The organism is Sphingomonas sp. G5, assembly GCF_052660795.1.
The window spans coordinates 2126628-2148942 of the sequence record NZ_CP109660.1 but is presented as its reverse complement, the minus strand read 5'-3'; the positions used below and the strand labels follow the sequence as shown (position 1 = coordinate 2148942).

Annotated in this window: 22 protein-coding genes and 1 pseudogene; 9 read left to right on the top strand and 14 right to left on the bottom strand. The window is 64.5% G+C overall.

Annotated elements, in window-relative coordinates; all coding sequences use genetic code 11:
* Window positions 1–89 precede the first annotated feature (89 nt).
* Window positions 90–299 carry a UDP-N-acetylmuramyl pentapeptide phosphotransferase gene (locus NE358_RS10435; protein ID WP_103210943.1) on the top strand — a complete coding sequence of 70 codons (210 nt, stop codon included), beginning with the start codon at window positions 90–92 and terminating at the stop codon, window positions 297–299.
* Between the two features lie 116 nt (window positions 300–415).
* Here NE358_RS10435 and NE358_RS10430 read toward each other — a convergent pair whose 3' ends face one another.
* Window positions 416–1747 carry a DNA recombination protein RmuC gene (locus tag NE358_RS10430; protein ID WP_289938274.1) on the bottom strand — a complete coding sequence of 444 codons (1332 nt, stop codon included), beginning with the start codon at window positions 1745–1747 and terminating at the stop codon, window positions 416–418.
* Between the two features lie 54 nt (window positions 1748–1801).
* Window positions 1802–2524 carry a 3'-5' exonuclease gene (locus NE358_RS10425; protein WP_499317766.1) on the bottom strand — a complete coding sequence of 241 codons (723 nt, stop codon included), beginning with the start codon at window positions 2522–2524 and terminating at the stop codon, window positions 1802–1804.
* Window positions 2525–2656: 132 nt separating this feature from the next.
* Here NE358_RS10425 and NE358_RS10420 point away from each other — a divergent pair, with 132 nt between their 5' ends.
* The 3 genes from NE358_RS10420 to NE358_RS10410 are packed head-to-tail and all read left to right on the top strand — an operon-like array spanning window position 2657 to window position 5446.
* Window positions 2657–3406, top strand: a complete 750-nt coding sequence (locus NE358_RS10420; protein WP_289938273.1) for a class I SAM-dependent methyltransferase — start codon at window positions 2657–2659, stop codon at window positions 3404–3406.
* A gap of 40 nt (window positions 3407–3446) precedes the next feature.
* Entirely contained in the window at window positions 3447–4538 is a 1092-nt protein-coding gene (gene ychF / locus NE358_RS10415; RefSeq protein ID WP_289938271.1) for a redox-regulated ATPase YchF, read from the top strand.
* Window positions 4535–5446: a hypothetical protein gene (locus NE358_RS10410; RefSeq protein WP_289938269.1), complete on the top strand. Its 912-nt coding sequence runs from the start codon at window positions 4535–4537 to the stop codon at window positions 5444–5446. Before ychF ends, NE358_RS10410 begins: the two co-directional genes overlap by 4 nt.
* Before the next feature lie 929 nt (window positions 5447–6375).
* On the opposite strand, the pseudogene NE358_RS10405 reads toward NE358_RS10410, so the two are convergent.
* Window positions 6376–6480 (bottom strand): annotated as a pseudogene (locus NE358_RS10405) (hypothetical protein); the annotation flags it as partial.
* An 83-nt stretch (window positions 6481–6563) separates the two neighbouring features.
* Between NE358_RS10405 and NE358_RS10400 the strand changes: the two are divergent.
* Window positions 6564–7025 (top strand): hypothetical protein, encoded by a 462-nt coding sequence (locus NE358_RS10400; RefSeq protein ID WP_289938267.1) that lies wholly within the window; start codon window positions 6564–6566, stop codon window positions 7023–7025.
* Here NE358_RS10400 and NE358_RS10395 read toward each other — a convergent pair.
* The 5 genes from NE358_RS10395 to NE358_RS10375 form a co-directional block, all read right to left on the bottom strand.
* Window positions 6967–7383: a hypothetical protein gene (locus tag NE358_RS10395; RefSeq protein WP_289938265.1), complete on the bottom strand. Its 417-nt coding sequence runs from the start codon at window positions 7381–7383 to the stop codon at window positions 6967–6969. The genes NE358_RS10400 and NE358_RS10395 overlap by 59 nt on opposite strands.
* A gap of 369 nt (window positions 7384–7752) precedes the next feature.
* Window positions 7753–8715, bottom strand: coding sequence for a RelA/SpoT-related domain-containing protein (locus tag NE358_RS10390; RefSeq protein WP_289938263.1), 963 nt, complete (start codon window positions 8713–8715; stop codon window positions 7753–7755).
* Entirely contained in the window at window positions 8690–9802 is a 1113-nt protein-coding gene (locus tag NE358_RS10385) for a DUF262 domain-containing protein (protein ID WP_289938261.1), read from the bottom strand. Before NE358_RS10385 ends, NE358_RS10390 begins: the two co-directional genes overlap by 26 nt.
* On the bottom strand, window positions 9792–11027 hold the full coding sequence (locus NE358_RS10380; protein ID WP_289938260.1) for an Eco57I restriction-modification methylase domain-containing protein: 1236 nt from the start codon (window positions 11025–11027) through the stop codon (window positions 9792–9794). Before NE358_RS10380 ends, NE358_RS10385 begins: the two co-directional genes overlap by 11 nt.
* Before the next feature lie 316 nt (window positions 11028–11343).
* Window positions 11344–12165: a restriction system modified-DNA reader domain-containing protein gene (locus NE358_RS10375; RefSeq protein ID WP_289938258.1), complete on the bottom strand. Its 822-nt coding sequence runs from the start codon at window positions 12163–12165 to the stop codon at window positions 11344–11346.
* A 107-nt stretch (window positions 12166–12272) separates the two neighbouring features.
* On the opposite strand from NE358_RS10375, the gene NE358_RS10370 reads away from it, so the two are divergent.
* Window positions 12273–13340 (top strand): PIN domain-containing protein, encoded by a 1068-nt coding sequence (locus NE358_RS10370; protein ID WP_289938257.1) that lies wholly within the window; start codon window positions 12273–12275, stop codon window positions 13338–13340.
* Window positions 13341–13501: 161 nt separating this feature from the next.
* On the opposite strand, the gene NE358_RS10365 is transcribed toward NE358_RS10370, so the two are convergent.
* Window positions 13502–14224, bottom strand: coding sequence for a restriction endonuclease (locus tag NE358_RS10365; RefSeq protein ID WP_289938255.1), 723 nt, complete (start codon window positions 14222–14224; stop codon window positions 13502–13504).
* Between the two features lie 160 nt (window positions 14225–14384).
* Window positions 14385–15695, bottom strand: coding sequence for a hypothetical protein (locus NE358_RS10360; protein WP_289938253.1), 1311 nt, complete (start codon window positions 15693–15695; stop codon window positions 14385–14387).
* A 1405-nt stretch (window positions 15696–17100) separates the two neighbouring features.
* Between NE358_RS10360 and NE358_RS10355 the strand changes: the two genes are divergently transcribed.
* From NE358_RS10355 to NE358_RS10345, 3 genes are all read left to right on the top strand, one after another.
* Window positions 17101–17544: a hypothetical protein gene (locus tag NE358_RS10355; RefSeq protein WP_289938251.1), complete on the top strand. Its 444-nt coding sequence runs from the start codon at window positions 17101–17103 to the stop codon at window positions 17542–17544.
* Window positions 17545–17567: 23 nt separating this feature from the next.
* Complete coding sequence (locus tag NE358_RS10350) at window positions 17568–18059, top strand: hypothetical protein (protein WP_289938249.1); 492 nt, start codon at window positions 17568–17570, stop codon at window positions 18057–18059.
* Window positions 18060–18180: 121 nt separating this feature from the next.
* A complete protein-coding gene (locus tag NE358_RS10345) occupies window positions 18181–18387 on the top strand; it encodes a hypothetical protein (RefSeq protein WP_289938248.1) in 207 nt (68 codons plus the stop codon).
* Window positions 18388–18394: 7 nt separating this feature from the next.
* On the opposite strand, the gene NE358_RS10340 is transcribed toward NE358_RS10345, so the two are convergent.
* The 4 genes from NE358_RS10340 to NE358_RS10325 form a co-directional block, all read right to left on the bottom strand.
* Complete coding sequence (locus NE358_RS10340) at window positions 18395–19333, bottom strand: ADP-ribosylglycohydrolase family protein (protein WP_289938247.1); 939 nt, start codon at window positions 19331–19333, stop codon at window positions 18395–18397.
* Window positions 19334–19358: 25 nt separating this feature from the next.
* The gene (locus NE358_RS10335) at window positions 19359–19979 is read right to left on the bottom strand and encodes a hypothetical protein (protein ID WP_289938246.1); all 621 of its coding nucleotides are present in this window, start codon (window positions 19977–19979) and stop codon (window positions 19359–19361) included.
* A gap of 92 nt (window positions 19980–20071) precedes the next feature.
* On the bottom strand, window positions 20072–20740 hold the full coding sequence (locus NE358_RS10330; RefSeq protein WP_289938245.1) for a hypothetical protein: 669 nt from the start codon (window positions 20738–20740) through the stop codon (window positions 20072–20074).
* A 155-nt stretch (window positions 20741–20895) separates the two neighbouring features.
* Complete coding sequence (locus NE358_RS10325) at window positions 20896–22203, bottom strand: D-alanyl-D-alanine carboxypeptidase family protein (protein ID WP_180993493.1); 1308 nt, start codon at window positions 22201–22203, stop codon at window positions 20896–20898.
* Window positions 22204–22315 lie beyond the last annotated feature (112 nt).

Here is a 22315-nt window from a genome sequence, read left to right as displayed (position 1 = left end):
TGACCGGCCCCGGAGGCCGTGTCTGGCAGAATCGAACGCAGTGTCAACGGCGACGCTGTGTACTTCCGAGACCCGAAGGGGGATCGTCCATGGCAGCTCCGACGAATCACACCGCACCTCAGACAGGTGCACAGGCGGTCATCGCCAGCGCGGTCGACCCCGCGCGTCGTCCCGATGTTCTGCTGCGCGTGCGCCGCGACGAGGGCCACGAGGTCAGCGCGTGGTGGATGGTCGGGGCGTTCGTCGCCGTCTCGGCGGCCGTGGTGAGCCTGTTGAGCTGGGTTCCCGGCGGGGCCTGAGCCTTCTTCCTGTTCCGTCGCCGAGTGTTCGACCGGCGACATCCGCTTTCTCGACCCCTCCTACCTCGTATGGCGCCTCGACGCGCGCGAGCACTTTCGCGCGACGTGGCGGACGCTCACGACCCGGCGTCGGAGAGCCCCGCTCGCTGACGGATGTCACCCAGATCGGCCCTCGTGGTCGCCCCGTCTTCGTCGACCGGTGATTGCGTGACCTCGCCGGTTGCCCCGAGATCCTCGATCATCTCCGGTGCGGTCCACCGACGCGGAGCTGCCTCGAGCGCGACGGGAGCGGCGACCGCGTCGAGCTTCGTCTCGTCGATACCGGGGAACTTCCGCGCCGTGACGAGCACGCGCGACTCCAGCGACCCGGCGAATCGGTTGTAGCTGTCGACAGTCTTCTCGATCGCTCGGCGCAGGTCGTTGGCGTGTTCAGCAAGCTTGCCGATGCGCTCGTAGAGTTCGGTGCCCAGAGCGAAGAGCGTGCGCGCTTCGTCGGAGACGTCTTGCTGCGTCCATGTGAAGGCGACGGTCTTGAGCACCGCCCAGAGGTTCACGGGGGAAGCGAGGGCGACGCGACGGGTGAAGGCGTAGTCGAGCAGGGTCGGATCTTCGTCGAGGGCCGAGGCCAGCAGCGACTCGCTCGGGAGGAAGCACACGACGAACTCCGGGCTCGTGGTGAGGCCCGCCCAGTACGCCTTCTTCGCCAGCGCGTCGACATGGGCGCGCACCGCGCGGGCGTGTTTGGTCAGGAGTGCTGCCCGACGGGCCCCGTCGTCGCCGTGCGCCGTCACCGGGATGGCGCTCGCCTGCAAGTACGCGTCGAGGGGGACCTTGGCATCCACCGCCAGGGACTTACCGCCGGGGAGCCGCACGACCATATCGGGGCGACCGGCTCCGGCGTCGCTCGAGATCGCCGTCTGCAGGTCGAAGTCGACGTAGCGCGTGAGCCCGGCGGCTTCGACGACCCGCCGTAGCTGCGTCTCGCCCCAGACGCCGCGTGTGGTTCCCGAACGCATGGCCGAGGCCAGAGACTCCGTGGTGGCACGCAGAGCCTCGTCGGCTTCGCGGGACAGGCGCAACTGCTCGCCGAGTGCGGAGTACTGCTCGACGCGATCGCGCTCGAGACCGTCGACCTTGCGCTGCATGGCGTAGAGCGTCTCGCGCACCGGGTCGAGGGCGCGCAGGACGGTCTGCTCTCGCCGCTCGCGCTCTTCGCGGGCTGCTTGATCGGCGCGCGATTGCCCCACCAGTTCGCGGTACAGCGACACCTGATGATCGAGCTGCGCCTGCACTCCCGCGCGCGCGGTCTCGGCTGCGGCGACCCGCGCCCCGAGGGCCTGTTGCTCGACGGCGTTGCGAGCTGCGGCGCGCGAGGACCCTGCGAACCACCCGCCGACGACGCCGAGAGCGAGGGCGAGGATCACGAAGAGGAGGGCGATGGCATCCATGGGGTCAGCTTGCACCAGACCTCCGACATCCGCGGAAAGACGGGCCGACGCGACTCAGGCGACCGCGCGCTCGGCGGGCTCGGCGACGATCTGCGAGACCCGCACGCCGAGGTGGGCGGCGAGGGCGTGCACGTCGTCGACACCGGCGCGGCGGGCGCAGTCGATCGTGATCTCAGCACAGGCCACCGCATCGGCGAGAGCGTCGTGGTGCGCGAAGGGAGAGCATCCGGCCTCGGCGGCGACGAGCGGAAGGCGGTACGAGTCGAGCGTGTAGGTCTTGCGCGACATCTGCACGCTGCACAGGTAACGGTAGGGCGGGCAGTCGTCGCCGGTCGCGGCGCACGCGCGGCGCAGCACCGACATATCGAAACCGGCGTTGTGCGCAACCAGGACGTCCGCTCCCGCAAAGGAGGTGAGACGCGCGAGCTGCGCCGACCAGCCGGGAGCGTTCACGACATCGGAAGACTGGATGCCATGGATCCCGACGTTGATGGGAGCGAAGTGGTCGTGACCCGCCGGCGGCTTGATGAGCCAGGCCGCTGTGGCGACCACGCGGCCGTCGCGAACACGGGCCAGACCCACCGCGCACGCGGACGCACCGCTGGAATTCGCCGTCTCGAAATCGATCGCGGTGAAGTCCAGAGCCACGACTCCACCCTGTGCCGGGACCGCCGCGTTGCGGAGGAGGCGCGCCGGGGCGGGGTCGTACAGCCCTGGTGTCTGCTCGCCCCCGAGGCGACCCGCCCCCGCCGTCGAGCGGAGATCGTTCGACGGCACGCCGGCTTCCGGAATCCACCGACGGCGTGTCGCACTCCGACTCCACGGGGCGGGTCGACGTCGGAGGGCCGCGCGCGTCCCGCCGCCCCGATCCAACGGAGGATGTCGGAGCGGCGGCGTAGGGTCGGGGGCATGACCGATCGCGAGAAGTCGACCTCGTTCGGGCAGGCGGCCTCCGCCTACGAATCCGGGCGTCCGGGGTATCCGTCCGACGCTGTGGCCTGGCTCCTCGACCCCGTGCGGGAGCCCGGTCGCGCGTTGCGCGTCGCCGATGTCGGAGCGGGGACGGGCAAGCTCACCCGCGCCGTCGTCGAGCTCGGCGCCGACGTGGTGGCGGTCGATCCGGATGCCGACATGCTCGCGAGCCTGCGAGAGAACGCGCGGGGTGTGCCCACGTTCGTCGGGACGGCCGAGAACCTGCCCCTCCCCGATTCCGGCCTGGACGCCGTCGTCATGGGCCAGGCCTGGCACTGGGTCGACGTCGAGCTGGCCTCGCTCGAGACCGCGCGCGTGCTGCGCAGCGGGGGAGTGCTCGGGCTCATCTGGAACATCCGCGACGACCGGGTCGACTGGGTGCGGCGGCTCACCGCGGCCATGGGCGGGTCGAACGCCGAGGTCCTCCTCGCCACGACCGGTCCGCGCGTCGCCGAGCCCTACGGCGAGCTCGAGCACCGTGAATGGTCGTGGGAGAGGCGCATCACCCTGCCGCAACTGCGCGACCTCGTCGTCTCGCGGAGCGACATCATCACGGCCAGCCCCGAGAAGCGCGCGGGCATCGAGGCCGCGGTCGACGGGGTCGTGGCATCCGTTCCCGAACTCGCCGACGGAAGGTCGGTCGCGTTGCCGTACGTGACCCACGCGTTCCGCGCGCGGCGGCCGTGACGCGGGTGACCGGGCTCCAGGCCGGGTAACCTGGACTCCCGTGGCTCTTACCATCGGAATCGTCGGCCTTCCCAACGTCGGAAAGTCGACCCTCTTCAACGCTCTGACCAAGAACTCGGTGCTCGCGGCGAACTACCCGTTCGCCACCATCGAGCCGAACGTCGGGGTCGTGAACCTTCCCGATGTGCGCCTGCAGAAGCTCGCTGACGTGTTCGGCAGCGAGCGGCTCGTGCCCGCTGCGGTGTCGTTCGTCGACATCGCGGGCATCGTCCGCGGGGCCAGCGAGGGCGAGGGCCTCGGCAACCAGTTCCTCGCGAACATCCGTGAAGCGGATGCCATCGCCCAGGTCGTTCGCGGATTCGCCGACGACGACGTGGTCCACGTCGACGGTTCGGTCAACCCGGCCAACGACATGGAGACCATCAACGCCGAGCTGCAGCTCGCCGACCTCCAAACGCTCGAGAAGGCCATCACCCGGTACGAGAAAGAGGTCAAGGGCAAGAAGGTCGACCCCTCGGTGCTCGAAGCCGCGAAGGCCGCGCAAGACGCCCTTCAGCGCGGCGTGCTGCTGTCGGCATCCGGAATCGACCTCTCGCCGATCCGCGAGCTGGGACTGCTCACCGCGAAGCCGTTCATCTTCGTCTTCAACGTCGACGAGGCCGTCCTCACCGACCAGGCCCGTAAGGACGAGCTCGCCGCGCTGGTCGCGCCCGCCAAGGCCGTGTTCCTCGACGCGAAGATCGAGTCGGAACTCATCGACCTCGACCCTGAGGACGCGGCCGAGCTGCTCGCGTCGACCGGACAGGACGAGTCGGGCCTCGACCAGCTCGCCCGCATCGGGTTCGACACACTGGGCCTGCAGACCTACCTCACCGCCGGCCCCAAGGAAGCGCGCGCCTGGACGATCCCGCAGGGCGCGAAGGCGCCGCAGGCCGCTGGTGTCATCCACACCGACTTCGAGAAGGGCTTCATCAAGGCCGAGGTCATCTCGTTCGACGACCTCGTCGAGCTCGGCTCGGTCGCCGAGGCCCGCGCGAAGGGCAAGGCGCGTCTCGAGGGCAAGGACTACGTCATGCAGGATGGCGACGTGGTGGAGTTCCGTATCGGAAACACATCTGGCGGATCGAAGTGAGTGCCGACGCTAGCTACCACCGGGCGCAACGTCTGAGCGCCATCGCGCGCTGGGCGGAAGCAGGGGTGCTCGAAGAACGCGCACGATTGCCGATTGAGAAGGCCTTCGACGACCGAGTCGAGAAAACAGGCGGGCAGTTCTTCAAGCCGATTGCCGTAGCGGATCTTGATGACGTGGTTTTTCATCGTGAAATCAGCTATCTAATCGATGCCCTCGATGCGCTCCCGAAGCGGGTTGACCAGGCTTTCGATTCCGCCTGGAAAGCGTTCGAGCTCGAGACCGCATCGTTTACGGGCAGACGGATCACCGACCGTCTGGAAACCGCTTCCCTTCGTCTAGATGTGGCTGTGGTCGCTGCGATCTGCGCGGCTGTCCCGGCCCAGACATGTGAGTATGCATATAAACGCCTTGTCGAAGATTTTATCGATGAGCGAGCGGAAGAGGGGTTAAAGAGCCGCGCGAGGGTGAGGTCAACTCCGCAACTTGATCAACTGTTCAACTATTTGAAGCAGGCCTACGGCGGTAGCTCATTGCAGGGCGCGCGCCGCAAAGGAGCAATGCTGCTGCGTCGAGCGCTTCGTGGCGAAACCCTTACCCTGGGTGATGTTGAGGGGTTTCGCCTCGACGGCGAGTCGCTATCTCGCTTCCTAGTCCTTCTCTTGCTCTACACCGCTCGCAATGAGCGTTTCCATGGGACGTCGTTTTCGCCTTTTGTTAGCAGTGACGCGACCATAAGTACTTACTCGCACCCCTTCTTCCTATTCTTGGCGTCCTACTATCTACTGTTGACCACATGGATGCAGACTCGTCCAGATGCCACGGGAGCCACGCGGGAGACACTGATCGAGTCGCTCGACGCCAACACCCAAACCACACTAGGCCTCTTTGGTAGGCACTGGGACCAATGATCTTTCGTGCAATTGGCCACGCTTGGCGTCAGGAGGGCGACGGAAGCGAGTTCCGTATTGGAAACACGTCCGACGGATTGAAGTAGCGGATGTACTCGCTCATCCTCGGTGCCGAAAGCGGATCCAACGGCGCTTCCACCGCTGAGCTGTCGGTGGGCTCCATACTTCTGATCGTACTTTCGGCGACGATTGTTCTGGTCGGCGTGATCATCTCGACAGTGGTTGCGAGTGTTACGCCCCACTGCGCCGAGGCTCGACGCTCCACGTAATGTCATCTACGCGCAGGTCTTGGAGGCCGGACGTCAGGCCGAACTGGAGGCCCTCTACGCGACCGCCACATTCGTCGCGAAGCTGAAGCGCTTCAACTGCACGATGTCTGGCAACTCTGGCAAGGGCGAAGACGATGCTCGTTTGGCGGCTGCATTTGAGGAGTTCGTTCAAGCGTTCGACGGTTTTGATGCTCTTACGAAGGCTGGTGTAACCGTTGAGGCGCTCGGTGCGGTAGAGGTCTCTGAGCAAATCAGTGCCATCAGGTCGGCAACGTTCGATTACGTCATGGGGTTGAAGCCGCCGATCTCAACGTCGCTGATGCACGGACCTTTGAGGCTCGCGTGGACTCTACGATGCAGGATCTTGTGTCCGAGGTACGGAGAGACTTTGCCACCGACGAGGCCTGGGGCGGCTATCGCGGCGTTCCGAAGAAGTCAGTTACCAGGCCCAAGAGAGCAAAGCCCACTGCTGTGGCCCACGAGGAAACCTCCTAGTTGGACGGCGACGTGGTGGAGTTCCGCTTCAATAATTGAATGGGCTTTTTTGCCGCGAAATTACGCGAAAGTTGACGAATCAGCCCGCACAGAGCCCGCAAGAGTCTGCAGAACGCTTTCGACGAGAGTGCTTGTGGCGGCCCGTGTGCGGTCGTCGGCGGTGGGTCACAAATGGCGGTACGTGTTGAGCGTTGTGGTCGCCCTGGCGTGCCCGAGAGCGCGCTGCACGGTCCCGACATCGCAGCCCGCGGCGATTAATCCCGAGGCGTAGAAGTGCCGGAGTCAGTGCAGCCGCCCCCCTGGACACCGGCACGCTTAAGCGTCGTCTCCCACCAGTAGTGGACGGTGTTCTGATGCGGCGGCTCATTGTTCTTGCCATAGAAGTTCCACCGGTCGGCGCCGAACGTCTTCTACTTGGCGATGTGGTCGCTGAGCAGATTCAAGAGTTTGTCGGGTGCCGGGATATCGCGCTCGGAGCCGTACTTGGGCGGGCGCAGATCGACGAGCCCGCCGGACTTTCATTGCACCTGTCGCCGCACGCGGATCTGGCGGTGCAGGAAGTCGATATCGAAAAGCTGCACCGCAGGGGACTCGCCCAGGTGCAGCCCAGCGAACGCGCAGAACGCGATGAAGGGTCAGAACCAATCCTCATCGGCGTTCATGATCGCCGCGACCTCTTCCTGCGTGGGGATGCGCATCACCATGTCGGCCTTCCGCATGTGGGGGAGTGTCACCCGAGCGAAGGGTCGGTGGCGATCAGTCGTTCGCGTACCGCGGCATGGAGCGCCGCTCCCACATTGTTGACACGCGTTTGATGGTCCCGGGTGCGTACCCGCCAGCGTGCATCTGCTTCACACACGCCTCAACGTGAGACCGGCGGATGCTGCGCAGCTCCACCTCACGGAAGGCGCACTTCGCGACCGTGAGCTTCATCGTGACGGTTGTCGTCGGCGCCCGCATCTGTCGTTGCGACCAGTCGGCGAAGTACGAGGCGAGCGAGATCGCGCCAGCCTTCGGATCGACGTACATGCCGGTGACGACTTGAGAGGTGACCTCGTCGAGCCACCGCTGCGCATCGCGCTTCGTGCGGAAGTGGCGTGATTGCTCGCGGCGCATCTCGTCGCGGTAGCGGGGTCTCCAGGTGCCGTTGGGACGTTGCTTGATGCTCGCCATCGCTCACCTCTGAGGCCACCATTGTCGCTTAGTGCTCCCTGACCTGCCAGAGCCGGCTCCGCTCTAGCGCCGCGTTGGAGATCCAGTGGCGCCGATCCGCTCGCGTATCAAAGCCGTTGCTTACGCGGCCCTGCCGATCGCTACCGCTCGAGGCGGAGTTCTGACAGTTCCCCTACGGGACCGGCGCGACGCTCCGTAACCGCACGAGAGCGAAACCTCGCCCGTTTTGGATACCTCTACGGGCATTGCGCGCAAGCGGGTGCCCGCCCGCGGAGGCCGATGGTAGCCGCTGCTATCGAGGCGCGTTCGCGCGGAGGCCGGCCGAGTCGCCACCAGGGGCTGGAACTGGCCGGATAATCGCGGGGCGCATCATGTCCGAGAGCGCGGGGCCTCGTCAAGCGTCAATCCCACTCGTTGCAGAACTTCGGCCGTCACATGAATGATGCTCGGTCGAGTGGGCGGATCCTGTAGAACTTGCGCGAGACGTTCCGGAGCATACCGACTCATGTAATCGACTGTGCATTGGTACGGTGACCACCCTTCGGGATGGCCACCAAACTCGATTCGCCCTCGCTCCATCAGTTCCGAGAACGTTGCGGGTGTGAGGTCCATGGCGCGGCACAGCTCGAGGAGGGACTCTGCCATCCGCTTGCGATTGTCCGGTAGTTCGTTTTCTGGCCAGTGGGAGAGGCAAATTTCGAGAAGCGCATTGAGGGTCGACTCGGGCTCACCCTCGCGCTTGAAGGTGTCAATCGCTTCGAGCTGGTCCAGGGCGGCGAGGGACATCTCAGCATGTTCGAGGATGGCTTTAACTTGAGCCGCGACCCGGCTTCGTGACCAACTGAAGTTAGGGTACTTGTACACCAGATCGTGTGTTGCGGTCGACCATGCATGTTGGAAGAAGGTTTTGACCTGTATCTCAAACACGATTGATTCGAGCGGAGTCGGAGGCATGGCTGGGTCGTGTGTGAGATGACCGTAGAGCCGGATGTCGTTGAACTTGAACTCTGGCGCGGGCACCTCAGTCCGTGCGTCATCTAGCGGACGCCGATAGTCAGTCGTGAAGAACTCACCTATCCGAGCTAGGGCTATAGGGACATCGGACGGGAGTGGGACGACGACAAGAGCGCCGACAAAGTCCTCCATGTGCGCGAAGTCTGGTACCTTCCCGGTCTCAATCTTCTGATTGAAACTGTCCGGCTCTTTGACTCTCGACTCCGTATACCAGCCTTTGGGAAGGAGGCGCAGGTGCTGCTTAATCTCGAGTTCAAGCTTGTCCCCGAGTTCCTTCTGAGCTGCATATGCTTCACGCCACGATGTTGGAACTACCACCCTCGCTCCTGCCTAGATAAGCCTGAAGTGCCGAGTGCCGCGCGAGTCGTTGCGGCTCTTCGGTAGCAGCGCCAGTCGAATTCAGGACATACGAGCTTACGGAGGGGTCATCATCCGACCGGCTGCGCTGCGGATCCAGCTTCTCGGCCTGCCGGACTCGTTCAACCTCCGTGTAGAAGCGAAGAAGGTCTGTCCGAAGCGCAACGATCTCGTCGTCGTCATACTGATGAAGCGCGATGAACGTCCAAAGCGAATAGATGTTGTTGCGTGATCCGGCAAGCGTCGATATCAGCCCGTCGCCAGCGTTGAGGCGCTTGAATACTTCCACACCGCGATTGAAGGCCGCATCGAACTGCTCAAGGTTGAAATCCTCGGCGGTCTCAAGGTCGTCGTAGGCCGCGCAGAGTTCGTCGAGAGCGTCCTGGTCGAACCCAACGGGCCGACCCATGATCACCGACTGGGCGAACTCCAGAAGCATCTGGACGTCCGCCATCCGCTTGGAGCGTGCTGAAGTGACCACCCGTAGTTCACGCCAGATGTCGAGCTGCGCCTGGGACTCGACGTAGTCGATCAGCCAGCCATCGAAGCGCGCGTGTCGCAACTCCTGCCGCTCGAGCTTTCGCGCATTTTGATTGAGCCTTGAGAAGATCTCCCGTACGAGCGGCTCATGCACGTCGTCGATGAACTCAACGGTCAGCTGGTAGTTCCAGAAGGTCTTGCGCGCCGCGGTGAATTCACTCAGGTCAGCCCAGTTGGCGCCGTCAAGTCGTGAGTCCCCGAAGTCCTTCGACAAGCGGAGTCGGTTGTCTGCAAAGTCGAGGATTGTTGTAAGGCGCTGCTTGCCGTCGACGACGTGGTAGGTCGGATCCCCGTCCTCGTCGAGACTCTTGTGGAGGAAGATCGCGGGACTCGGGTAGTTCCGGAAAACGGTGTCGAGGAATCGCTGCTTCTCGGCACGAGTCCACACGCTCTTTCGCTGGTACGGGGGGTTCAGGTCGAGCTGACCGAATTTCCTCAGACTGAGCAGCCAGGTAACAGTCTGGAGCGTTGGCTGCCGGTCTAGCACGCCCGCTACTTCATCCGCCATGCATCCCACCTTCAGTCCGGGCCGCAAACCGTCGCATTGCGCGGATGTCGGCGGCGTTGATCTGTGTACTGCCAGTGCGCTCTTGAATCTGCTGCTGCGCGGCATCTGCTCCGAACGACTCATCCAAGAAGATACATGCTTCGTCGGAGAGGCCCTCGCCGGACGCGTGGACGACAAGAACGTGATTCTCGAACGCAACCCCGTCCTGGAATTTCTCGCTGGTCGCATCCACGACACGATGCTTCAGCCGAGGTTGAGTCTCGGGTGGCGAGATGCGTTTGACGACTAGGTATCGGCCAGGAGGCATCACGAATCGCGAGGTGGCGCTCTCTACCCGCATCCAACGCTCGGGCTGCTCCTTGGCCGAGAACAGCTCCGATCCGAATAGGCGAACGCCGATTGACGATTCGTTCAACGATCCCTCGGGCAGACGAAAGTCGACCACGCTTCCAACTGAAACATCCGTTCCCACCGGAAGGATCGGTTCTGGGCTGAGGGCTGCTCTAGCGTTCTCCGACGGCACAAGGATTGCGTCGTCGCCGCCGGCATCCTCGAATCGCTCCCTTGGCATCAGGAGGCTTTCGCTTGGGATATCGCCGAGGCTACTCGATCTCGAATATCGCACCTCGTCAACTTTCACTCCCTTGACCATGCCGAGAACGACCACCTCTTGTTGAACCGAGTCGCGCTGAAAGATCTCACGCCGACTCCGAAAGTGATGGAGGCGGAAGAGCGATCCACTGGCTAGCAGGTGCTGCCTCAGCAATCGAAACTGACCCCCGCTGAGTACCGAGCGTGGGACCACGGCGACCATACGACCACCTTCGCGGAGTAGGTCCATACCGAGCCAGAGAAATGCCGCGTACAAGTTTGACGCGACTACACCAGCCCCCTTGAGGCTCTCGCGTTCTGTGGAACCTCCCCGGACCCGCTCATAGGGCGGGTTCATGATGACATGCGAGAACGTCGTGCCTAGAGCTCGCCAGCGGATGGACGCATCGATGAAGTCGCCTGCAATGACTTCGGACCCGACAGCAAGCTTGTCGTCGAAGTGGCTAAGCAGCTCAGCAAGGTGATCGGCAAGAATCACATCCTTCTCAACCATGGTTAGTTGAACTGGCTGTTGAACGAGGCCAAGAACACTCTCAGAGAGTGCGCCGGCGCCGGCGCCGGCATCGAGAACGCTGAGGTTGGTGTCTGACTGCAGATCCAACATCTCTGCCATGAAGTCACTGAGGATCGCTGGCGTAAACACCTGAGAGCGACTCGGCTCGCGCTGATGTGGCTGAGTGTCGTGTGTTCCCAAACTGGCATTCCTTGCGTTCGGTGGATGACTGAAGTGCCCAGTCTTTGACCACTGACTAGGTCGCCTCGGCGCGGATCCCGAGCACGGAGTTGTGTTAGCCGCTCCTGTCACGGTCCACGTCAAGCGCGCACGGCGGAGACCAAGATTCGTGCGGGTACGGGGATGTGCGTCCCGATGCGCGCGGAGCGCCAAACCGCTCCCGCGGCGAGCGACTAGACGAGCATAATCGAGCGGATCAACGGCCAGCTAGTTGCCCTCGTAGGTCAGACAGGGACGGTCCGCTGAGGGACCCGACGTGCCACATGTCCCAGCCGCCGAATCCGGTCGAGCTAGTCGCGCCGAGTGAGATCGCAGCGGCGAGCGACGGTGCCTTGTACCCGACTCCCTGGACGACTATCTGGCCATCAGCCGCAACCGTGCCAAACCCCAGTGCTCCCCCTCGCGCACAGTGAAGCTCCGCTCCGACGTTGAGCAATCCTTCAGCGATCAGGCTAGTCACAGTGCCCCTAATCGCTGTGCGCTTGATGCCTATGGGCTCTGGTTCAACGTCGTCCTCCCAGAACACGTCGATCCCTGCAAGTCGCGCGGCAGCCAGAACGGAAGGTAGTAGCGCGTCGAGCGACATTTGCATGTGTCTCGGGAGCGTTGAGTCACCATCGGTCTTCCCCTTGACCACAGTGATTCCAGGGAATACCTCGAACTGCGCGGACAGTCTTCCCTCGAGGTAGCCGATGTCGGCCGACGTAAACCCGTGAGTGGTGTCGCGCTTCACGAGCACCGCCCGACTCCAGCCGGGAACCTGAGCGTTCTTATGCTTGTGGTGCTGCAGCCGCGATCTGAGATTGGTGCTCTTGCCAATGTAGACCTGATGAGTGCCGTCATCGCTCAGCAGCGTGTACACCCCGGGAGTGGCCCATTCCTGCTCCCGGAGCCTCCCGGCGTCCCTCCGCATGAGGTGTGCAACGCGAATCGCATGCTCCGCGAAGTCGGCGATGATGGGCGCGTTCGCAGACGAAGGCACCTGGACGTTGACGGCGGTTATGGCGCTCAAGCTCACATGCCCATCATGCATTCCCACGCGACCCGGTTACGCAAGGCACGATCGCAAACCCGGACGCGTCGGCCGGGTAACGCAGTCCGGCGTCGGGTCGGTAACCTGCAACGATGCTGCTCATCTTCCCCGACACCAATGCATTCTTTTCGGACTATCTGATGCGGGGGGACGCCAGCCGAGCGTTCCTCGGACTACTCTCGCGTGGCTCGGTCATGGTCTCGCTATCGCCGGTTGTCGTTGGCGAGGCGAATCGGCACTTGCGCGAAAACGTCGACAAGCTTGTTCGCGAGCTGCGGGGATCACTCGCAAACGTAAGGCGCTCGTTTTCTATCGATGAAGACCTCACGGACCGGCTGACAGAATCGATCCAGAGTGAACTGTCGGGGCAGAGCGCTGACGCCCTGCGGCCCTTGCTCGAACACGATGCCTGCGTGGTCCTCGATTGGTCGACGGTGCGCGCAGAGGAGCTTGTGCAGCGCGAGCTGGATCGCCGCAAGCCGAATCTCGAAGCGGGCAGCGGTCAGAGCATCGGTCTGCGAGACACCGTGATTTGGCACAACTTCCTCGAGGCGCTTGCGCGCCTGGACGGAGAGGACTTGGCGGTGTTCGTGAGCAACGACAAAGCCTTTGCGGAGGGCGGCACGTTCCACGAGAATCTAACTGACGAGATCGTGCGCCTCGGTAGCATCCCGTCAGACAGTGTGAAAGTTGTGGCCACACTCGGGGAAGCCATGCAGGAAGTCCGCCGGTTCGCCAAGCTGATCAGCGATCGTGAGGAGACACTGATCGACGCGCTCGTCGACTGGGTCTACGGGCTCGACGCGTTCGATTGGGAAGGCTTTCCGACCAGGAATGACGCGCTGATGGACTCCACGCTCCCTGAAGGGCTGAAGGACATCGAGCTCACAGTCGTACCGAAGCTCAGCGTGTACGAGGTAGGTGAGGGCAACCCCGCCAACTGCATCGCGGCAAACGAGCTGGTCTTTCGCGCGCGAATGTCCACGTTCGACTTCGTCGAAGCGACCGACGACCGGCTCACGATTGTCGGTCAGACTCCGAATCCTGACGAGCTAACTGTTGAGTTCCGCGTCGAGGCTGAGGTGCAGGCGGAGATCGAAACTGAGCCTGGAGCGCGCTACGCGCGTGTACTGTCCGCCAGCGTCTCCTGGGACGCATAGCGATCGGTCGACCTCGATTGCATGACCATGGCGCATGCATCGGGAACGTTGAGGCCTCACGCGTCCGCACCGCCATGCTTCGCACCCAAGATCACCGTCGCCCCGCGCCAATACGCTCTGATGTAGTGCTCCCACTGCTGCCCGACAGGCAGGCGAGAGCTTTACTCTTCGCCCTTCGAGGTCTGGACCACACCATCCCAGTCGTTGCTCTGGTAGTCACTGCTGGTGAGGTCGTACTCAGCGCCGCAGGTCATGCATGTCACTTCGCTGAGAATGGCGTACTCCTCCTCGCCGCACTGGCGGCACCTTACAGTCCACGTTCCGCAGTAATTGCACGAGCCCGCTTCAATCGAGTCTGATCCATCGGCTTGTACAAACGTCTGCCACTGGATCTCGCCCGCGCGGCAGTTCGGTGCACGACATGTCCCCCACGGACGGATCTCTTCGAGGTCGTCGGTCCATGGTGGAAGCAGAGCTGCACCCGCCACTTCCTTTAGGGACACCTTCGGGTGGCGTGCATTTGCTGCGCGCTGGCGCGCGCCCGGCGTGACCGATCCAAAGGCGTAGAAGACTCCACTATCCACAGGGAGGTCGAGCAACATGCCGACGAACTTGTCGATGTGAGTGACGTCGACTGCGGTCGAGTGCCGCTTGCATTCGATGGCGATTCGAATTCGCTCACCGTTTAGCTGTCCCTGGACAAGGACATCAATCTGCCGTGGAACGTTCGAGAGCTCTCCGATGAGTTTCGCGTCGTGCTCGACGGTCTCTGTGCCGGAGTCCATTCTGGCGGTCAGATTCGCGACGTCCTTCTCGAACACCTTCCAGTCTCGATCGCCTGGCTGAATCTTGATCGGATTAGCCGGCGAGACGGTGGTCGCCATCGCGCACCCTTCTTCTGTCTACTCAACGCACACTACTGCAGCAACTATGCCGGCAGTACCGCGAGAACGGTCACGGCGCTTCCAGCGGGCACCCGACGGACGCTCGGCCGCGCCCGTCGGGTGCCCGCAGTCAGCTCAGGCGTGTGCGGATGGGGGTCGCTCAGCGGACACGAGAGGTGCGGCACGGAGGCGGCGTGAATCTCCTATGGGATCTGTACACGGCTGCGTTCGGCCTGTTCACGGTGAAATCGGGCGAGGCGGCAACGCGAACGAGACGCACAATCTGCATAAGCGAGCAAAGAGCCTCGTAGACGCCGAGCACCTCATTTAGGAAGTCGAGGTAACTGATCCCGGACTGATCTTTGTCAGTGACAATGCGTCCGCTCCTGAGGTCATGTCTCACGGATGCGTGTCCGATGGTGTTCCGACGCTTGTTGTCTAGCAGCGAACTCAGACCATCCCAGCCAGGGACCTGCCCCGAGTACGCCAACTTGTAGGCGTTCGGCAACTTATCGAACTGCGTCAGATTCTTTGGCCGTTTGTTCGTAGGCACGATGGCAGGGTGGATCTCCCCGAACGAGTTGGGATCACCGCGCTTGACCGTGTTCTGCGTTGCTAGCAGGATCCAAAGACACTTGCACGCAAGCTCGAATCCTTGCTGATACAGATCCCGCACGAGCGTGAACTCGTCTCGAAAGAGCGTGAGGTCGGTCAAGGTGCTGGCATCGACGTAACGCACGAGTCGTCCCATCGACCAGGAGGGATAGTTGTCGACGAAATGACCCATGACGCCGAAAACATCCCGCTCCAGCGATGCTGATTCCGCGTCACGCGCACGAAGAAGTGCGCGATGTGATTCTTGCCTTATCGCAGCGAGGTGCTTGCGTGTGAAGCGGTCAAATACCAACTTCCCGCGTTCCCCCGTCTGCCCCACGATTGTCACGGTCGCGACGCCGAGTGCGTGGTATGCGAGTCGAGAGCGGTCGTGCCTCGATGTGCCGATTCGCTGGATCTCGAGTCGCTTGTTAGCCACTCTTGCGAACATGGACCAGTTCTCGTCGAGGTAGTACTCGAAGAGCATCTCGGTTGGCACCCACAGGGAATCAATCGCCTCGGATGCATGTCCGCTGTCTTCCATGAAGTCGAGCATTCTGTCCTCGAGGAGATGCATGAGCGTCATCGTAGGGAACGTTCCAAGACCATCCAGCGAGTCCGCTCCATAGCGCGACGGCACGAAGGGGTCGATGGTTACAACCGGTGCATTCGTAGACGCTTCTGCCTCTGAAACAAGATCGCCGTCGAGAATCACGCGGTGGTCGTCCAACTCTTGACCCGTCATGCGGCCCCGGATCGGCAACTGACAGTGTGGGCAGGGAACGTAGAATTTCGTGAGGTCGGTCGGTTGCGCACCGATCCGAGCGATGAAGACTTCGTCGCATCCTGGGCAACGAACGTGGTAGCGGGAGATCACGGGGAGAACGTTAGCGAAAGCGCGGCCTCATCGCTCGAACTGAATGGCGCTCCGCCAAGAAGAGTGCCGATCACGGCGAATACGCTTGCGGCAGCTTCAATGATTAACCGAACTCTTCCCTGGGTGAGCCGCACGGTCATCGCGCCCCGCGCGGCCGGGCCGCGTGACGGCGTCGGCGCCTGCCCAAACTATGTCCCAGGTGCGGCGGCCATTAGTCTGCCGCGGCTACGTTCGTGGGATCGCATGACGGCCCGCTACTGTCTCCGATGCCGCGCGTACCTAGTTCCCGCCGACGCGGCGGGTCATTCCCATGTTCCCCGATGGCTCGCGCGACTACCCGCCATGGGATGAACTCCACGTCGGCATGGGACGCCGGATACACCACGGCACCTGAGGCATGCTGGCCGAGTCAGTAGCCTTGCGGAGGACCTGGCCGGCTGGCAGGCCCTCTTCGAGGAGCACGCCGACCCGTTCGAGGGTGGGGCACCGACGCCCACTTATTTAGCGGATTCGCGAGGAGAGTGGTTAGCGGACCGGCTGCAAGACGAGTTTCAGACGTTCGCCGACGTGTGAAGCGAGTTTGGCAGTCATCGATCGTGAGCCGGTCGTTCTGCGTGCAAACCTGGGCGATGCCGCTGCCGCATGAGGAACCCAGAGGTTGCTCAGCTTGAACAATTGGCCGGGCCGTTGAGGTAGTCGCGCCAGATGATGACGGCACGGCGATAGTCTGAACGCCGATCTATAGGTCACATGCGGGGGCCTCCGCCGGTCAATTGGACCGAGCTGTCGGTGGTTGCTATGTGACGCCCACCCGAGCTCGTCGCTCGTCGCAATAGCCCCGGCCGCATCGAAGCCCGGTGATCGCCCGGCATGCGCACGACCGCAAGCCGCTGTCTACCACGACTCCACGCTCCACGTCAGCTCAGATATGCGGCCCACCCCTACGATTCCCCAGAGCGCTCGAACAAGGCAATCGAGGCAATGCACGCAGGCACTTTCCGTGAGCATGCTCGCGTCCGTTGCTTTGGCTGGCATCGCGTGACCACCTCGTTACATGGTCCGCGGGTGCCGAAATGCGAAGCGTGACGCTGCCGCATCGAAGGCTGCGGCGTAGCGCGCGCGAGAGACTGCGCGTGCCGATGCCGTCGACCGGTTGGCGTCGAAGTAGGGGAGTGAGCGGGGAGCCCATGACCGTCTGAGCGCGGTCTCAGCAGAGCTTGAACGTCTGCATCGGCAAGAGGCGGCACTTTGCGCGAGCGGGACGACCTCGTGCGAGTGATGCGGGTTGCAGAGGTCAGCTGGTGGCGGCGAATACTCCCGCCAGGGGAAGGCGTCTGGCCGGGCCTTCCGCATCGGTGGTGCGCAGTCGGATTCGCGACAGACCGAAGCACGGCATGATTTCCCTATGCGGGAGAACAGGGACCGGTCGCTGGATGCCGCCGGTCAGCCGAAGGTCTACGAACCGGCCGATCCCTCGCTGCGTTCCTACCACCGTGCGGTCTGGACGCTCTCGTCCGACGGCGAGCTTCGCGGCCATGTCGCCTGTGTAGTGTCGGAGATGATGTGGCCGCCGCGCGCCCCGTGGCTGTGGTTCCTGGTCGTCTGGATCGACGGGCGACAAGAATGCCCCTTCGAGGACTATGGATCGGGCTGGTACACCCTCCGTGAGGTCGACGCCGGCTTCCTCGACTACCACCTACCGAGCGTGACGGTGGAGCAACGCTTCTTGTGGCGTCGCATCCAAGCCGCCCGGCATGGCGCCCCTCAGAAGTTCGAGCTCGAGAAGCTGCCGCCGGCGGTTGCTGCGCGTCGCTGGGACGAGCTCGGGCTGGCTGACGATCAATTCTGAGGCGCCCCGCTAGGGTCGGGCACGTGACCAGCCCCGAGCACGCCCGCATCGAAGACCTCGCCTCCTACGCTGCGGCGAACGGCTGGACCTACCAGCCGGCTGCCGAGCCGCCCGCGCTCTCGGGCGATATGTGGGAGTACGCCACGGCGGGCAATGTCCAGGACCGTGTCGCCGGACCGGACTGGGAGGTCGGACGCATCGTCGGCGGGGCGAGGAAGGCCGAGAACGTTCGACAGAACGGCATCGTCACGATCCGGACGAGCGTGTCGGTGAACGTGCCCGTCAACAGCATCAACCTGGGTTATCTCGCGATCCGTCTGCCGCGGCAGCTGCCGCACTTTCTGCTCGATGCGCGGAGCAACAACGGCATCCTGTCATCCCTTCAGCACCAGCCGCAGAGGAAGCAGCGCCTCTCGCTCGAAGGGGACTTCGACTCCCACTTCCATCTTTTCGCCCCAAGGGGTATGAGCGCGACGCTCTGTACGTCTTCACGCCCGACCTCATGGGTCTGTTGATCGACGAGACAGGCGATCTCGACGTCGAGGTGCGCGACGACATGCTCATCGTCTACCGCCCGGGTGCTTCGACCTGCACGACCCCGCGGTCTGGGAGCGCTTCGCCCGCATCCGGGCCACGGTGGGCCGGAAAGCGTGGACCCAGACCGACGGGTATAGCGACGATCGCGCGGCGCCGGGGCTGTCGGCATCCGTCGGTCCCGAGGGTCGCCGGCTGAAGCGCAGCCTGCCGCGTTGGGTGTGGATCGGGATCGGGATCGCCGCGGCTGCCGTGCTCGTTCCGGTGGGGATCCTGATCACGGTGTTCAGCGTGGCGACCTCGCTCTGAGGCGACGTCAGGCCCCCACGGCCTCCCGCGCCCGACGCGCGAGCTCGGAGCCGTCGATGCCCGGCCACCCATGAAGCCCTTCGGCGTGCGAGGGCGGCAGCGCCTCGGCGCCCCAGACCGCACCCGCCAGCGAACCGGCGATCGCGGCGACGGTGTCAGTGTCGTTTCCTCCACGGACGGCACGCTCGATCGCGTCTAGAGGCGAGGCCGCACCGGCAACCGCCGAAAGTGCACCCTGGAACGCTCGGACGATCCAGCCGTTCGCCTGCTGGAAGTCCCGCGGATAGCGGCCCTCGGTCGCCTCGATCAGGTCGGCCCAGCGATCCCGGCGCTCGGCGGGCACGAGGTCGAGCTGCGCGCGCATGTCGAGCTCTCCCGTCAGGATGGCGTGGCGGATCGCCCCGCACCACAGGGCGCACGCGTCGAGATTGTCGTCCTCCCAGTGGGTCAGGCGGGCGACGGCTCCGGCCGCCGCGGCCATCTCCGCGCGGGGACGCTCGAGGTAGCCGAGGGCCAGGGGTCCGGTGCGCATGAGCGAGCCGTTGCCTCCGCTGCGACCCGATGCGTCGTGCACGGCACGGGATGCCGCGGTGATGGCATCCATTCGTCCGCCGACGGGAATGCGGGACAAAACCTGGCGCGTCTGCGCTCCGACGTCGAGGGCGTCGCGCGCCCACTCCTGCCAGCGTCGGACGATGGTCTCGAGCGACGACGGGTCTTCGAGTCGGTGCCCGGCGGCGAGCTCGTCGAGGATCGGGACGGCCATGCTCGTGTCGTCGGTCCACTCGCGCTCGCCGTGGCCGAAGTGGCCGCGGCCGAAGGCGGGGACGACGTCGTCGGCGAGCGCGGGACCGAACTCGTACGCCGAGCCCAGGGCGTCGCCCGCGGCGGAGACGAGCACGGCGCCGACAGCGCGATCGACCTGGGCGGGGGAGAGGCTGGTCATGAGGCCAGCCTAGGAGGGGATGCGCTCAGGAGGCCGGCGTCGTGCTGCGTCCGGGTGAGGCGAGTTCTGCGAGACCGGCGCCGGGGGTCCATTGCCACCTCGTACCGAGGCCGTCGGCGTACTCCAGCACGGTGATGGAGCGATCACCGGCGACGGTGAAGGGGTCGAGAACGTCTGCCTCGCGCACCGGCAGGGGGATACCGTCCCAGGAAGACTGCTGTGCAAGGCCCTTCTTCTGAACGAAGAACTGGCCCGGCGGCAACACCTTCATGCGGATGGTGTGGGTCGCGCCGCCTGGTCCCGCCACCTGCACCTCGACGTCGTAGAACACGGCGGATGTGGGGCTCTGGTTCGAGACCACAACCCCATATCTGCGGCCGTTCTCTTCTCGGTCGGCTGCCCACCACGAGGCGACGCTGCCGGCCAACTGGCGCCGATCGCGTGCACGGTCGACCTCGTCTCGCTGCGCTTCGCGCGTGGCAGAATCGCGCGCCGCGATAACGGCCGCTTGACGCGTCTCATCTGCGGTTTCGTTCGCGGCGAGGGCTACGCGGAGCGCGAAGATGCTCAAGATGCACCCCAAGACGGCGGCGAGGGCTGCGACCCAATCGGCGATGGTTCCGGGTTCGAGGTGGAGTGACGACATGCTGTTCACGTTAGAGCGAGGCGCAGCGACGGGAGAAGGAAAAGCTGATGTTCACCCGGCAGAGTCCACGCGTCGTTCGACGCGGGAAATCATCAGATATCGCTGTAGTCGTTCGCCGGCAGGATGATCTGGACAATGGAGTCGCCGTCGAGGACGAGCATCACGTACTGCCGGCCGACCTCACCCGGCCGCTGCAACGACTGCGTCCCGGGTGCGTCTCGCGTGTCCAGCCGCAGTTCGGTGGAGTCGAATCCCTCCGTGGCGCCCGCCGCGACGGCCTCGGCTCGGGTCGAGCCGACACCGATGCCACCGCTGGTGACCACGGGGTGGCCGGCGACCGTGGGCGAGGAGACGCGAACGGAGGCGCCGCGTGTCGACCCGTCGTTCGGCACGGTCAGCGTGAAGCCCGGCCACTCGAGGGCGGTGAGCTCGGAATCGCCGCCGTACGGGCCTTCCACCGCCGACCGGGTCGGTGCGATGCCCAGCGCGGCCGTCCACGCGTCGACCGCGGCGAGCGAGTACTCGAGCGTCGAACCCGCGGCGATGGAGGCGCTGTCGAGCTGAACGATCAGCACCGCGTCGCTCGCCGGGGCTGAGGCCTTGGCGGAGGGAGACACCGTCGCGGTGGGCTTCACCGTCGGCGTGAAGGTCGGGGTGGCCGCGTCGGTCCTCGTCGATTCCGGGGCGGGCTGCGGGACGCAGGCACTGAGCCCGAGGGCGGCAGCCACCGCGATCGTCAGGAGGGGAATCGTCCGGCGCATCCTCGAACGCTACCGTCGGGCCCGTTCGCCATCAACGTACCGAGGACGCAGCTGCTCGGCGTGAGCGCGGGGTGTCGGCATCCATGTCATGCGTGCTCCACAAACGGGTGCGTCCGTGATGCGCGGCCCCGCTCAACGGGCGCGTCCTCGGCCGCTCAGCCCAGCTCGCTCGGGTGCGTCAGGCGCCACCACAGGGTGGGTTCCTCGATCGCGCCCGAGATCTTGACGTCGGCGGAGGTCGTCTTCGGTCCCGCGGTCCAGGTGACCGAACCGACCACCTCGCCGTCGGCGTAGTTCTGGGGCGTCGTCGTGTCGAGAGTTACCGCCACGGGGGTGTCGGACCAGGTGCGGAGTTTCGTGGTCTGCGCGAGCACGAGGGAGGCGCTCGATCCCCACGGCGTCGAGATCGTGCCGAGGGTGTCCCCGACGGTGCCCAGGGGGATGTCGTGGAAGCCGTCGCTGATGCTCTGGAGGAGGTTTCGGACGTCCGCATCGGTGCTGTCGTGGGTCTCGCCGCCGAGCCGCACGCCCGTGATCTTCAGGGGAGCGCCGATCCGCACGTCGAGCGTCGAGGTGAAGAGGAGGTTGAAGGTCCCGTCGCCGAGGTTGCCGGTCTTGAGCCCGGTGACCCCGAGCGTGCCCAGCAGGTCGTTGGTATTCGTGACGGTTCCGGCGCCGGTGATCTGCGCCGAACGGGTATTGGCGATCTGTGCGATGACCGGGTTCGCCTCCGCGATCTTCGCGAGTGCCAGCAGATCGCTCGGGGTGCTGGCATTGCGGGAGTCGATGCCGGTGGCATCCACGATGCGTGTGTCGTTCAGCCCGTTCTTGCCGAGCCACGAGCGGGCCGCAGAGACGTAGGCCCCCTCGGAGCCGAAGCCCCACCGGGCGATGGCCACCGCGTAGTTGGCGGCCGAGGGGAGGAGCATTGTCGTGAGCGAGTCGTGCAGCGACAGCTTCAGGCCATCGGGCATCGGCGCGATGACCGCGCCCTGCACGTAGAACTGGTCGTAGAGGTCGGTGTCGGCCTCGGTGTACGAGATGGTCGGCCCGGGATCTGTCGGGCCGATCAGAGGGTGGGCGTCGAGGACGACGAGGGCGGTGATGAGCTTCGAGATGCTCGCGAGCGAGCGCGCGTCGTTCCCGCCCGCTGCCGCGAACGACTGAGCGGCGTCGGGACCCAGGTAATCGGCACCCCCGTCGACTCGCAGCAGCGTCTCGCCGCCGGAAGGGAGAGCGATGGATGCCGGCGCCCCGGCGTTCGCGGTCGGTGTCTGCGAGGTGACGGTCGGGGCGGGCAGCGCCGCAGCGGACGCCCACCAGACGTACCCGCCGCCTCCGCCGAGCACGATGAACGTGATGACGAGGAAGACGATCAGGGCGACGCGACCCGCTCGACCGTTGCGCACGGGCCCGTCGGGCGCTTCCTCGAGAAGGTCGTCGAAATCGGCAAGCGTGCTCACGAGATGTCCCCCCAGTTCCCCACGTCACGAACCTATTCGCATCCGTGCCTCACGGCGACGTGGATTTCAAGCCCCCTGCCCCCTCGGGAACCGCCGCCTAGCGTGAATGCAC